Genomic DNA, 14,421 nt, shown 5'->3' with positions numbered 1-14,421 from the left:
TTCGAGTCATCCATTTCAAACTTGATGGATTTGTGAGGCATCGTCGCATCCCCCTGTTTACAGAGAATGACGTTCTTATTTCTGATTTGAAAATATGTTCTCGCAATCCTCCCTCATCCTGTAACGTTACGAAAATCAGAACGCCGTTTTTTATCTTAACCGATTGGACTTTCTTGAACAGTATTGTTTTTACTCCCACTTTTTCACTTTGTAACAGTTCCCCATTCAGATTCGAGATCCGTTCCGGTACATCATGACTTGCTTCCGGCTCTTCTGTAACCAGAAAGCTGCAGAGACAGCATAATATAATAATCAGAGAAGATGCCGTTGTGATCAACTCTCTCATAACACTTTCTCCTCTTGAGGGATAAGTTCCTCAAAACCCGTTAAGCAGCTTTTCATTTGTTGAACAGAATCAGCTGAACCAGGGCTGATCATTTTGATGATTTTGTCCGTTGAAACTGGGGGTCAATTAATTGCCACGTCCCCTGAGCTTTACCACGCACAATCAATGTATTCCATGATGGAGAATCGATCCCCTTGAACAGTTGATCCATTGAACCGTATTTCTCAGATCCGTCAGTCACATTTGCTGTTTTCAACAATTCTGCTTCAGCAACATCCGGTTTTTCTCTGGCGAATGCTTCCAGCAGATTCTGAACGACTCGCGCCTGATCGGTCGAGAAGTCAAATTCCATCCCGACCCCCTGGTTTGGATCAGGCCAGTGAAAGTAGAAACGTGGACCTGCTTCCCAGACAGGATGATTCTCTGCCAGCTTCTGAAAATTGTAATGCAGAGATTTCGCGATTGATTCGCCTGCCTTCACTTTCAGTTCTGAGTCTGCATATCGGGCGTCTCCGCCGTTGAGCCCCCAGCCAACCAGTTTTGTACTGACTTCGATGACATACTCGCCAGGAGTCACATCAAACGTGCTTGCTCCTTTCTGAAAGCGTTTCATGATACGCCCATTGGTCGCTGACCTCTCTTTTCGTAACAGATCGATACGCATTCCCGGATCTTTACCGAACAGGACAACCGTGCTGTAGGATATCGCGAGGCGCGGTTTTTTCGCCTGCAGAGGTACCTGATTCGCTGTCTGAGGCTCTTTGCTTTGCTGTTGAACCTGAGGAGTATTTCGATGATTTTCAAAAGCTCCACCACTAATCGGCCCCCCGGTCCCTCCACCGAAGCCGCCACTTCTCATCTGCTGGACTGAGCCGTTTAACTTCTGCTCAACCAGTCTCCAGGTACCCGTTGATTCACCAGGCACAATCAGTGATTTCCAGGCGGGATGTTGTCCGTTGTTGAAGATCTTTTCCAGTGACTGCGGTGTATCCGTCTCATTTATTCCCTGGATGACTTTAAGTAGAGTTGATTCTGCGACATCCGGCTTCCCCTCAGCATACGCTTTCAACAGTTCTTGCACGATCAGAGCCTGGGAAAGAGAAAGTGTGTAGATCTTCAGATTATTTTGACTTGTTTTTGCCCAGTAAAATTTGAAAAGTCCCCAGAGCGACCAGTCCGGGTGATTCTCGACCAGCTTGCTGTAATCCTGATTGATCGTCACCGAAACGATTTCTCCCGGCTTGACATCAACCGTTTTCAGATCGTACTGGGGAGTGCTGTATTTCCCTTGCCATCCCGCCAGCGTACTGGATACTTTGATCAAATATTTACCGGCTGGCAGTTCATGGGTCATTGGCTCCAGAGTATAAAATTCGTCTGCAAAGCCATAAACTTTCGGTCCACCGAAGCCTCCTCCCATCCCCATTTCCATGTCTCCCATCATCATGCCACCCATATCTGGTGTATGATCCGGGAAGATCCCGGCACGGAGAAACGGTGTCTGCCCACTGATCAGAATTGCTCCCGGGCTGACTGGCGGCGTTTCACTGTCGGGACGATCAGTCTGTCCGCCGGCCAGAGTCAGAATCTGTTTTGTCAGGTCCACATGCAATGACTTCCCAGCCTCTTTTTTGATGGTTGTCGTGATACTGAGAGGACGTCCTGCTGATGTGAAATACGTCTTTATATGATGTGTCCCAGGCTTCAACCTCAGTTCATAAGGCCAGGAAGGGACCACCTCAGCTCGATCAGTTTCCACAATCACATTGCTGATCATAGTACTTCCCCGGTAAGTCAGAATCACCTGTTCATTCTCTGGTTGAGCCAATGTGGGAAAGACGAGTGCCAGCAACATCAGACAGGCCACCAGGATCGTCACCCACTCCAGTACAATCCAGGGATTGCGCGATGCGGCCTCTGCTCCCTTGCGACGAATAAAATACGCGGCGATGAGCATCACAGAGATCACCAGCAGATTCAGCCCCCAGCTCAACATAAAGCCCTGCTCGATCGAGTTCAGATGCCGCCAGATCTGTACAAACAGAATGGAACTCAGCAACAAAAGACAGCCGACCAGAACGCCGATGATGACCCGTTTGTTGGAGCGACGATGCTCCTGTGCAAACGGGTCATCTCCGGGAGAGGCAGGCTGTTGCTCGAGGTCACCTGCCGCACGTGCATCGCGGCGTTTCAAATAGCGGGCAATATAAAGTAGAATGCCAATCGGTCCTGCAAACAGACAGGCCAGCAGAAACAGCCCATCCAGTACTTTTTCCGCGGTAGAATCGGGTTCGACCAGATTCTGTGCACCGCAGATCAAAACCAGCAGCCCGACAGGAACAAAAAACAACGTTGAGACCAGGACCATTTCCGCTACACTACCGGTGAAATGCAACCCCGTGGAAATCCCGAAGATCCAGATCATCAGGGGAAGTGCCAGCATCACAGCTCCCACCCCCAGCGCGATGCGATCAAACAGCGATCCCCGTCCATTACCTCGCTGTTGATTCCCGATGACTGTCTCTGTCGTTCCCGCGACAGCGGAATCTCCCAGTCGTTTCTTCAAATTCTGATCCAGCCAGAATCCCACACTGACACACAGTCCCCCCAGCATGGCGAAGACGATCACCGGTGCCAGTCGCCAGTCTCGGGAAATTGACATCAGGGGCTGAATGATTCCGGTCGCTTCACCCCAGTTCCAGAGGACCAGCAGAACCCAGATTCCGATTCCCATCGTGGTAAACAACCAGGCATCCCGCTGCTGCATCGCATTAAACTTACCGGGTTCCAGATTCTGGTAATAACGGCAGAGATAAAAGATCGCGAACCCACTCACAGCTAACAGCACCAGTAGTGAAGATGCCATAATCGAAAACAGGTCGGGTTCGATATTCAACAATGGCACTTTAGTGCGCACCATCATGGTTAGTACAAATGACACCCAGAGCGTCAGGAACAGTGAAGAGAGACAGAGAAACCAGGTCCCGAACGGGAGTCGCTTTTCCGTTCGCCGGATCAGATAAAACATGGTCGACAGCCCCATAATTCCCAGCAGGGTGAGCAGGACCTTGACGACTTTATCGCTTAACTGCGTTTCCTCAAGCGACGTGCCAGTGTGCAACATTCGAAATGCAAGAAAGATTCCGACACCAATCGACAGGAGAATCGCCCGGACCAGACTGCCTGGCGTTGACTGCCATTGTTCGCGGTCCAGTTCCGTAATGATTTCCTGTTTGACAACGGCCTGCGGTACCTTAACTGCCTGTTGTTTTTCAACGTGAACAGGTCTGACGGGACGAACTGGAGTGGAGAATCCCGGATGTTGAATCTGAGCAAGATGCGCCCCCAGTAGCTCAGCGACTTCCTCAGCCGTCTGAATTCGCTGAGCAGGCTGTTTCTCTAACAGTGTCGATATAATTTCAATCAGCCACTCGGGGATCTCTTCGTTGACTTCCTGAATCGGTCGTGGTGTGTCATCACAGACGCGTCGGACAACAGCCGCCAGGTTACTGGCGCGGAAGGGGGAACGGCCGGTACACATCGCATACATCACCGCGCCGAGACTAAATAGATCACTGCGTTGATCAACACGATCGCCGGAGGCCTGTTCGGGCGACATGTACTGCGGAGTGCCGGAGACCTCGCCGGTCTTCGTGATCGTCACATCATCGACGGCTCGCGCCAGGCCGAAATCGGTGATCTTGACCCGCTCCACACCATTTTCCAGCAGAATATTCGCCGGCTTGATATCGCGGTGAATCAATCCCTGTTTGTGAGCGGCGGCGAGACCTTCCGCAATCTGATTTCCGATCCGTAGAATTTCAGTGACCTTGAGTGAACCGACTTTATCCAGTTTCTGCTGCAATGACTGACCAACCACGAACTCCATAACCAGGTAAGGCAGCTTGTCTTCATCGACAGCATGAATCGTTACAATATGGGGATGGCTCACTGCTGCCGCCGCCTGCGCTTCGCGTAGAAAGCGTTTTTTCGCATTCGGATTCACCGCGAGCAAAGGAGACATCACCTTGATTGCCACGATTCGATTTAATTTCGGATCCAGAGCGCGAAATACAATGCCCATCCCCCCCTGGCCGATCACTTCCTGAATCTGATAGTCCCCCAGTGTTCCTAACAGATTCGGATCATCAGTCGGTGTCAGAAAATCGAGGTTGAATAACTGAGAACTACCGGAAGCCACAGGTGATTTTTCCAGAAAGCTGCCCGCATCGTCGTATGCCAGCAGCAAGGCTTCCACGCGACGACGCTGCTCCTGGTTCTCACCACACATCTCATCTAGAAATGCTGCTTTTTCCGCGGGCGTTTTTTTCTCCAACGCCATCAGGAATAAACCTTCGATCGACTGTGGATTCAAATTCTCACGCGTCGGCTCAAATTCGGGATTTTCAGATGCAGGATCAGACATGGTTTCATTTTTCGTCAGGACGGGTGATTCCCATCAGGATTCGCTATGAATACTTTCGGAACACTCTTTGTTCCATCACTATTAAAAGATGCGATGTCCCGCTGCGGCGCGCCTCATCATTTCATTAAAAAAAGAGCTGTCCGGGAGAAAAAATAGAGAGACTGGCAGGCAGAATTCGCCGTAAACACATACTATCAAATCGTTTGATCAGTGTCAGACTTTATTTGAGAAAAGAGCCAGGCCCGCGAATAAGCCCAGTGTCGGGACGCTGTGGCGCGGGAAATTCCCAGCACTTCAGCCGCTTCCTGCTCGCTCAACCCCGCGAAATAGCGCAGTTTGACCAGCTCGGCCTTTTGCGGCTCCTCTACTGCAAACCGGGTTAAGGCTTCGTCCAGCGCCAACAGGTCATCGGGACGTTCGAGGGCGGGGGCTGTGATCTCGGGAAGATCGACCTGGTCATGCTCGCCGCCATGCTTCAACCGTTTTTTGCGGCGGGCATTTTCGATCAGAATCCGTCGCATCGACTCGGCTGCCGCGGCAAAAAAATGCCCCCGGTGATCCCACTCTTGCTCTGCAGACTGCCCTACCAGACGCAGATAGGCCTCATGAACCAGAGCCGTCGCCGTCAACGTCTGCCCCGGCGCTTCATGCGCGAGTTTCTGTCGCGCCAGTCGCTGCAGTTCGGCGTAGACAACAGGCAGCAGCTGATCGGTGGCTGCGACGTCACCTGCTTCCAGTGCCTGTAAGATGTGGGTAATATCCTGCATGCGTTGCGCTCGTACGCGATTGAGATGGTTTCAATTTGTTGATAGAAATGTAATTACCCGTCAGTGTAACCTGTAGGCCAGCCGATGCAAATCAGAATTATGTTTCCCACCTGTATCTGGATTGGTTAACATGTGAACTACAGAGTGGGATGACTGTCGTCTGTCATCTGGCTGTTGATCGAACTTCAATCAGAGAAAGTTCAGTGCCTTGTTCCGCCTGCTCCCCATTTTCACCTGTTGCCTCCTGATCTGTGGGTTTTTCATTTTGGGGAATCAGCCCCTGGATGCGGCCGAGTGGGGAAATTTATCGGGAAAATTCATTTATACCGGTGAGCCGGTCAAACAGAAGAGGACACCATTCCCCGAGCCCCTCTCGCTGGTCGTTGGCCCACAAAAGGGCATCAAAAATATCTTTGTGTATTTAAAGCACCGAAGCTTGAAAGAGAATCAGATTCATCCGGAATATCAAAAGCTGCCAGACCAGGTTGTGATTCAACATCAGGGAAATTGTATTGAACCTCACGCCATAGCACTCTGGCAGCCACACCAGAAACTGGTAGTCCTGAATAAAGACCCGATCCAACATCAGACTCACTTATTTCCCCTCAAAAATCGTCTGCCGGATTCAATTCATCAAAATCCAGCTCGAAAGAAAATCATCGAGTTTGAACACGCGGAATTTCTTCCTGTACTGATTAAATGCGATATCCATCCCTGGGAATCCGGTTACCTCATGGTTCTTGATCATCCTTATTTCGCCATCACAGACGAAACCGGTGCGTTCCAGATAAAAAACCTGCCAGTCGGAGAATGGGAATTTCGACTCTGGCATGAACAGGCTGGTCGTCTGGCAGCCCGCGAAGAATGGGATCGAGGACGGATTAAAATGCAGATTAAACCGGGTGATAATGATCTGGGTGAAATTAAAGTGGCTCCCGAGGTTTTCGATAGGGAACCTCGGAGTAAAAAGAAATAGTAAAACTCCTGTTTAAATCACGTAGCCCATTCTTAAATCAGTCTTTCTTTACCAGACGAAACGTCAGTGAAACCCGACGGCTGCGGGGAACGCGTTTGCCCTCGATCAGATCTGACTTGCGGGCAGCAATGCCATGCTTCCATTCGTAACGGGCGACATCGCTGAAGACCAGCAGACTTCGAGCCAGTAATGTCTGGCTGATCTTAGTCTGATCGGCAACCTTAATAAAATCCATACCCACGTGAGACCCAAGGCTGATGCTGGCGATCTGAGGACCAAAGCAGGGAATGCAATCCACGTGAGCCGCAATCCCCTGGCCCGGTTCGTATTCGTTAATAATAAGCTGGTCTGGCTCTGTTTTCAGATAGCCTTCCTCTGTCAGGCGTTTCGCGAGTTCGCCCAGCGGTCCAGGGAGTTCACCCAGAAAGAGTGCCGCATCGATATCGCGGGCCGTATAGTCATAGCGATAGCCATAATGCTGCACCCGCCTCCTGAGCGTCGTATCCCACGGCTGCTGATCAATCCATTCGATTAACGATCCCTCTTCCGCTTCAGAGAGATAATTGTCCTGCAATTGAAAGCCTTCGACATCACTGATTGTAACCGACATTCTGCGGCACTCCTTTTGAATCAACAGCCCTAACAATTCTCAATGGTTCCCGGGTTCACCCACAACGGAGGTGTAAGGTGTCGAATGGACGGCTCGTTTTCAAAGCCTGTTTCCCTAAATAACTGAAAAAATGAACAATTTGTGATTCGAAAAACATTCTGCGAAACGGTAGAATATCTAAACACTTTAATATAAATCATTTACGACAGGTCCCACATGAAGTTTCTCATCCCCCTGCTCTGTCTGTTTTTAATCACTTCGGCCTCTCACGCTGCAGAAACCCCAACCACAGACGCAAAGTCCTTCCAGTCCGGTATTGTTCTGACCTTCGATGACCGTTATGTCGACCAGTGGGTCCAGCAGATTCCTCTCTTCAAAAAGTATGACGCGCATGCCACGTTTTTTGTTGATCACTTTTATAAGCTGAAACCCGCACAGATCGCGGGATTGAAAAAGCTGCAGGACGCGGGCCATGCCATAGGCAGTCACAGCGTGAATCATATTAAAGCCGTCGACTACGTCCGTACGAAAGGCATGGATGCGTATCTGCAAAATGAAATCGATCCTTCCGTCAAACGGCTGACCGAAGCTGGATTTCCACCGACGGCTTTTGCGTATCCCAACAGTTCCCGCAGTGAAGAAATCGACACTGCATTGCTGAAAACGTTCCGTCATCTACGAGGGGGAACAGGACTGCCAGCCGGGCAACGGATGCGGGATCTGAAAGCGATTTTCACGCCTGTTGATCAGATCGCGGGGCGAGGCTGTCTGATCGGCACCGGCATCGATTACGCCGGTACGGAAAAACGCCCCGATTATCTGACGGAAATCAAAGACGCGATGGATCATGCCAAACAGCGGGGCGAAATAGTGGTTTTCTATGCCCACAATATCAGTGACAAAGGACCCGGCCATCATCTTTCGCCACAAGCACTCGAAGAAATCCTGGCGCACGCCCAACAGATCGGTCTGCCCACGCTCACCTACGACGATCTTCCTTGAACCGTTATTTCTGCTTCGCCTTCGAACCCAGTTCGACTTTCTCTGCCCAGGTGAACCAGTCTCTGGACATCTGCTTGACGCGATTGGGCTGCAGTTCTGCCAGATTCTTCGTTTCACAGCGGTCGGCACTGATATCGTACAACTCCCATTCTCCGACCCCTTTGTCCCACACCAGTTTCCAGGGGCCTTGCCTTAACGCCCGATTTCCCGACCAGTACCAGGCCAGTGAATCGTGGAGTTTCTGCTCTTCTCCCTTTAAAAGCGGCAGCATGCTGACTCCTTCTACGGGCAGAATATCATGCCCCTGGTACTTCTTCGGATATGCTGTCTCCGCCATCTCCAGAAAAGTGGGCATCAAGTCAATAATGTGAGCGGGACTGCGATTGATCGCTCCTGCAGGCACCTGCCCCGGCCACCAGGCAATCAGGGGAGTTGAAATGCCTCCCTCATGCACCCACGATTTATAGCGGCGAAACGGCGAATTCTGCGCCCAACCCCAGGCAGGACCGACGGCCACGTAGTCATCTTTGGGCCCGGGAGTTCTCTCCTCTGGATTGCGTCCCCCCGGTTCTTCGCTGCAACCACCGTTATCGGAGAGAAACAGAACCAGTGTATTGTCCAGCTGATCGGTCTCTTTGAGCGTCGTCATAATCCGGCCGATGTTCTGATCCATGCAGTCGATCATCGCCGCATATACGGCCATCCGCAGATCTTCGAATTCCTGATTCGCCGTCTCCCACTCATACGCGCGGCTGTCTCCTTCCGAGAGTGACCAGTTCTCACCGGCAAGCCCCATCTCCTGCAACCGTTTCCAGCGATCTTTTCGCATCTGATCCCAGCCCATTTTGAATTTGCCAAGATACTTTTTTATATCAGCCGGTTTCGCATGCAGCGGGTAATGAGGTGCCGTATAACACAGATGAATAAAGAAAGGCTGCTCGTCTTTACTGTACTCTCGGATCATACCCAGCGTATGATCGGTAAAGGCATCGGTTGTATAATACCCCTCTTTGAACTCAGTGACGGCTTTGTCATCCTGACCGAAACTGCGAATCCCTGCCCGTTTATATGGGGGATCGGAAATTGTCGGATCGAAGAAATTACAGCAGCCATCGAGTACACCGTAGTATGAATCGAAACCCCGGAAAAAGGGATGCGTAGTCTTATCGTAGCGGTTCAGCCAGCCACCGGGAAATTCGCTTTTGGCATAGCCCTGCGTTTTCATCAGATGCCATTTACCGCTCAGACCGGTGTGATATCCGGCCGTTTTCATTGCTTCACCCAGCGTCACCATATTTTGCCGCATGTGTCCCTCTTTACCGAAGCGGGGATACAAACCGGTCAGAATGGAAGCACGGGTCGTAGTGCATTTCGCATTGTTATAAAACTGCGTGAACCGCATCCCTTCTGCTGCCAGCCGATTCAGATGCGGCGTCTGCACTTCTCCGCCGTAACAGCCGATATCGGAAAAGCCCATATCATCACACATGATGAGAATAATATTCGGCTTCTGTGCAGCGGACAGCGATTCGGCGTTCATGAACAGCAGAGAGCAGACCAGACAAATTGACGTGGCAGCGAGTGAGCGTCGGGAGATCATAGGGTCACTTTAAATTCAAATGGTTAATGAAATCAGTCAGGAATGAGCCTTTATTGTAAGTCCTCATATGACGCCACACAACAATTGAAATCCGGAACTGCTGTCGCATCGCTGGAAATACAGGAACCTGCGAGTTCCGAATTGATCTCGGTTCTCGCACTGGTTACAGTTTACTCATACGGGCTCTGATTCTACTTATCCGTTTTCATACATCAGCCAGCCTCTCCAGGAGCATTCAAATGAGTTTTCCAGAAGATAAACAGACACGTCGGGATTTTCTTAAAACCACGGCCGCTGGTACTACGGCGGCTCTGTTCGGAGCCCCTGCCATCCACGCCGATTCCAAGACCGATTCCCGAATTGTCCTGGGCTCAGGCGACCATCAATACGAAGTCACACACGACTGGGCTAAGCTGCCTGCCGAATTCACCTGGCAGACCACACACAATGTCGCCGTCGATAAAGATGGATTTGTCTATGTGATTCATGAAGGTCGAGCCGACCAGACCGATCATCCTTCGATTTTTGTCTTTGACCCAAAGGGCAAGTATGTCCGTTCCTTTGGTAAACAGTTCCAGGGGGGAGGGCACGGACTCGAAGTCCGTCAGGAGGGGACGGAGCAGTTTCTGTATGTCACCGCCTATCAGCATCTGAAAACGTTTGCCAAGCTGGATCTCAAAGGCGAAACAGTCTGGCAGAAATATGCCCCCATGATTTCAAAATGTTATGCTGAAGGGGAAGCCACCAATCCTCAGAAACTCTGGGGACGCGATCGCTTCCTGCCCACCAACTTCGCCTTTCATCCCGATGGCGGTTTTTATCTGGCTGACGGCTATGGCGCGTATCAGATCCACCGCTATGACAAGAACGGTCTCTGGATGTCTGCCTTCGGAGGCGAAGGGAAAGAAGACGGAAAATTCAAACTGCCTCATGGGTTGTGGATTGACTCTCGCCCGGGACGCGAACCGTCTGTGGTCGTAGCAGACCGTGCCAATGCACGCCTGCAGTGGTTCTCACTGGATGGCAAGCATCTGCAGACGATGAACGGTTTCATTCTGCCTGCCAATCTCGATACCTACCAGGACCTGCTGCTCGTGCCCGATCTGGCATCCCGCATCACTCTGCTGGATAAAGACAACAAGGTGATCGCACATCTGGGCCAGGATCCGGAATGGGAAAAAGCCATGAAAACGTCAAAGCCCCGCATGCGGGAAACACCGGAAAAATGGCAGGCGGGACGCTTCGTCCATCCACACGACGCCTGCTTCGATCAGAATGGAGACATCTTCGTCGCCGAATGGGTCGCCACTGGTCGCATCAGTAAACTGAACCGGCTCAGTTGAAATCTTTCTTTTAAAAATTGTTCGTCTTACCTGAATCATTTAGCGCCACTAGACTCTCACTTTTCATAGAAGCCCCAACATGAAACAGATCTCACTGGTACTGACACTCCTGCTGTATTGCTGTATTCCCTCACTGGTAAAGGCCGAATCACCTGCCCCCAAAATTAAATTGAGTCCGGAAACGGAAAAACTATGTCTGGAAGTGCTGCGGGAAGCCATTAACAGCGATGAATTCTGGCCGTCCATGCATGCTGCGGAAGCATTGACCCTGGCCGGCAAAGGGGCTGAAGTCCGTCAGATCGTTGAGCCCAAACTGAAAACGGAAAAAGACGACCAGCACCGTTGTGGACTGGCTCGTGAACTCGTCCGTGCCGGTGATCGCTCGAAAGCAGCCATCATGTTTCAGATTCTGGCAGGGAAAGATCCTTACGGGCACGTCCATGCCTGCGAATCGCTCTACAAGGTGAATGAACTGGGTGACGGAATCCTGATTCGTGAAGCGATGAAATCGGACAATCCTAAAAAAGCGATGATGGCCGCCGCCCTGCTCACCCGCTGGGGGAACCCCGAAGCATTTAAAGTAGTACGCAAATTTCTACAGGACGAAGATGTCAGCATTGCAGCGACTGCAGCCTGGATTATTGCCCGCGTGGGAGACAAATCGGACATCCCCGCGCTTAAAGCCAATTTGAAACGGACCGATGATCCCTTCACACGCTGCTATTTCGAAACAGCGCTTGCCATGCACGGTGATCCGGAAGGACTTGCGGCTGTCAAAGCGAATCTTTCCAGTGACAATGCTGCCGTCAAAACGTATTCTGCGATCTTTGCCGGCGAAGCAGGAGCAGCCAACCTGAAAGAAAAACTGATTAAACAGCTCAAAGATGAAAACCTGGACGCCCGCATTCGTGCCGCCCAGGCTTTGATTGTCCTGGCGAAGAGTGAACCTCCCAAAGACGAAATTGTCGTCCGCGATGTCTATGAAGCATCCAAAGAATATCCCCGTTACAGTGAAGGTTCCATCCTCCCTTTAAACGATGGCTCGCTGCTGTATGCGACCACCCAGTTTATCGGCAGTGGATCTGATTTCGCGACCGCCCGCATCATTGCGAAAAAATCTACCGATGGTGGTCGGACATGGGGGAAAAAGCGGGTACTTCAGGAGAACACGGGGAAGAAAAATGTGATGTCGGTCACACTCCGCTATCTGGCAGGTCCCATGCAGGAAAAACGCCCGATCGGGTTGTTCTATCTCAAAAAAAACACGCTGTCCGATTTGAAAGCCTATCTCAAAGTTTCAGACGATAACGGCAAAACATTCGGACCGCCCATCGAAATCACGTCACCCCCTGGTTATCACGTGATGAATAACGACCGGATCACCATCCTCAAAAATGGTCGCTGGCTGGCACCAGTGGCTTCGACTCCCGATGTAAAGAAAAACAATCATTTTGTCTGTACCTGTTTTATCTCAGACGATCGGGGCAAAACCTGGAAACAGTCCAAAGGAAGCGTCGACTATGTCAAGCGGGGTGCGATGGAACCGGAAGTGATAGAACTCAAGGATGGCAAAGTGCTGATGATATTCCGTACGCAGTCCGGACATATCGGCTCCAGCCTCTCCAGTGACAAAGGGGATACCTGGAGCAAACCCGCTTCCTGGGGTGTGCGGGCTCCTGAAGCGCCAGCTACTCTGCGTCGCATTCCTTCCACCGGTGATCTGCTACTGATCTGGAATGATAACTTTGAACCCGGTGCCGGCCACAGCGGCAAACGCACGCCTCTGACTGCTGCGGTCAGTTCTGACGAAGGCAAAACCTGGAAGCTCAAAAAGAATCTTGAGACTGATGCGGACCAGACCTATTCCTATATCAGTCTCACCTTTTACCGTGGGCGTGCCATCATGAGTTATTATGTGGGGCATGAAAACCACATGATCTCATCCCGCTTCCGTTCCATTCCACTGGCCTGGTTCTACGAACCGGCAGCGGATTGATTCAGGTCCAGGCTCCCCGTTTCGATTACGTCACGGGGAGCAACTGGCTACTGGTAAAGCGATGTTTTATTTTTTGCCGATGCAGTACAGCATTTCCTGTCGTTTGCCGTCCACTTCCTGTGAAACCCGCATATAAATCCGGCTGTCACAAAAAGTAGGAGTGGCGAAGACTTCCGTTCCCAGCTTGTTTTCTCCGAGCAGTTCAAATTCCTCGGGATTCGCTTTGAAGATATACGTTTCTCCGCCTTCGTTGGTCACGTAAATCCGATCACCCACCAGAACCGGAGATGAACTGAAGGTTCCTCCCAGCCGTCCTTTCCAGATTTCCTTGCCTGTCGTCACATCCCAGCAGACGGCGACTCCATTATCGGTGACAGAGTATATATTGTTACCCTGTATCAGCATGGAAGGAACATACATCCGGTTGCTGTTTTCCCAGACGACTTCGCCTGAACCATCGGCTTTGACTGCTGCCATATGATTTTTTGGATAACCGCCACTGGTGAGAATCAGTTCGCCATTTGTTACCGTCGATGTCACACACTCGGTGGTCGCCCCTTCGATCTCCCAGAGTTTCTCACCGGTCAGTGGTGCAATCCCGGTCACCAGATCGCAGCCCGTCATCAACAGTTGTTCTTTACCTGCGACTTCCAAGATGATCGGCGACGGGTAATTCGGAGTCTTTGGACGATCGATCTTCCAGACCAGCATGCCATTGGCCCGGTTCATCGCAGCAATGGCACCGCCCCCTTTATTGTCCGCGGACACGATCACCAGATCCTGATAAATCGCCGGGGAAGAACCATATCCCTGGTGAATGATGTAGTCGGTAATCTTCGTCTGCCAGACCAGTCGACCATCCAGCGTCAATGCGCTCGTGTAGGCGGCTCCATTGTTGATGAAATTGATATAGACCTTCGTCCCGTCACAGGCAACCGTTGAAGAAGCGTGCGTTGATTTCTTGTTTCCCTTCTCGCTTAACCCACCCGTGAAGACCACTGTTTTCCAGAGCTGTTTACCTGTCGCCCGGTCATAACAGAGTACAAACTGGGTTTTGTTTTCCGTATCCGCCGAAGCCAGGAAGATCCGGTTTCCGACGATTGTCGGTGAACTGTAACCGCGCCCCTGAATCGGTGATTTCCAGAGAATGTTTTCCGTCTCGCTCCATTTGAGTGGCGGATTCTGATCAGGATTCGCAATGCCGTTCCGTTCGGGGCCACGCCACCATGGCCAGTCGTTCGCTTCCACCTGAATCGGTGCTGGCTTCAATGGTTCTTTTTCATCAGCAGAACAAATGGCTGAGACAGCGAAAATCGACAGACAGAAAATCAAAGTTCGAAACATGGGCGTGCTTT

The 14,421-nt window shown here is 51.1% G+C and carries 9 protein-coding genes; 4 read left to right on the top strand and 5 right to left on the bottom strand.

Features of this window, described 5'->3' with window-relative positions:
* Positions 1-434: 434 nt before the first annotated feature.
* Both ACN0YN_RS01980 and ACN0YN_RS01975 read right to left on the bottom strand, forming a co-directional pair.
* Entirely contained in the window at positions 435-4,772 is a 4,338-nt protein-coding gene (locus ACN0YN_RS01980) for a serine/threonine-protein kinase (RefSeq protein WP_417383299.1), read from the bottom strand.
* Positions 4,773-4,966: 194 nt separating this feature from the next.
* Positions 4,967-5,539, bottom strand: coding sequence for a sigma-70 family RNA polymerase sigma factor (locus ACN0YN_RS01975; protein ID WP_417383298.1), 573 nt, complete (start codon positions 5,537-5,539; stop codon positions 4,967-4,969).
* Between the two features lie 265 nt (positions 5,540-5,804).
* On the opposite strand from ACN0YN_RS01975, the gene ACN0YN_RS01970 reads away from it, so the two are divergent.
* On the top strand, positions 5,805-6,515 hold the full coding sequence (locus ACN0YN_RS01970; RefSeq protein WP_417383297.1) for a hypothetical protein: 711 nt from the start codon (positions 5,805-5,807) through the stop codon (positions 6,513-6,515).
* A 37-nt stretch (positions 6,516-6,552) separates the two neighbouring features.
* On the opposite strand, the gene ACN0YN_RS01965 is transcribed toward ACN0YN_RS01970, so the two are convergent.
* Positions 6,553-7,125, bottom strand: a complete 573-nt coding sequence (locus tag ACN0YN_RS01965) for an alpha-ketoglutarate-dependent dioxygenase AlkB (protein ID WP_417383296.1) — start codon at positions 7,123-7,125, stop codon at positions 6,553-6,555.
* A gap of 216 nt (positions 7,126-7,341) precedes the next feature.
* On the opposite strand from ACN0YN_RS01965, the gene ACN0YN_RS01960 reads away from it, so the two are divergent.
* Positions 7,342-8,127, top strand: a complete 786-nt coding sequence (locus tag ACN0YN_RS01960; protein ID WP_417383295.1) for a polysaccharide deacetylase family protein — start codon at positions 7,342-7,344, stop codon at positions 8,125-8,127.
* A 4-nt stretch (positions 8,128-8,131) separates the two neighbouring features.
* Here ACN0YN_RS01960 and ACN0YN_RS01955 read toward each other — a convergent pair whose 3' ends face one another.
* Positions 8,132-9,727, bottom strand: a complete 1,596-nt coding sequence (locus ACN0YN_RS01955; RefSeq protein ID WP_417383294.1) for an arylsulfatase — start codon at positions 9,725-9,727, stop codon at positions 8,132-8,134.
* 239 nt (positions 9,728-9,966) lie between these two features.
* Between ACN0YN_RS01955 and ACN0YN_RS01950 the strand changes: the two genes are divergently transcribed.
* Positions 9,967-11,070, top strand: coding sequence for a twin-arginine translocation signal domain-containing protein (locus ACN0YN_RS01950; RefSeq protein ID WP_417383293.1), 1,104 nt, complete (start codon positions 9,967-9,969; stop codon positions 11,068-11,070).
* A 79-nt stretch (positions 11,071-11,149) separates the two neighbouring features.
* Positions 11,150-13,066: an exo-alpha-sialidase gene (locus ACN0YN_RS01945; RefSeq protein WP_417383292.1), complete on the top strand. Its 1,917-nt coding sequence runs from the start codon at positions 11,150-11,152 to the stop codon at positions 13,064-13,066.
* Positions 13,067-13,132: 66 nt separating this feature from the next.
* On the opposite strand, the gene ACN0YN_RS01940 is transcribed toward ACN0YN_RS01945, so the two are convergent.
* Positions 13,133-14,410, bottom strand: coding sequence for a PQQ-binding-like beta-propeller repeat protein (locus ACN0YN_RS01940; protein WP_417383291.1), 1,278 nt, complete (start codon positions 14,408-14,410; stop codon positions 13,133-13,135).
* Between the last annotated feature and the right edge of the window lie 11 nt (positions 14,411-14,421).

It is taken from the genome of Gimesia sp. (assembly GCF_048260065.1).
In the GTDB taxonomy this organism is placed as follows: Bacteria; Planctomycetota; Planctomycetia; order Planctomycetales; family Planctomycetaceae; genus Gimesia.
This window is presented reverse-complemented; position numbering and strand designations above follow the sequence as displayed.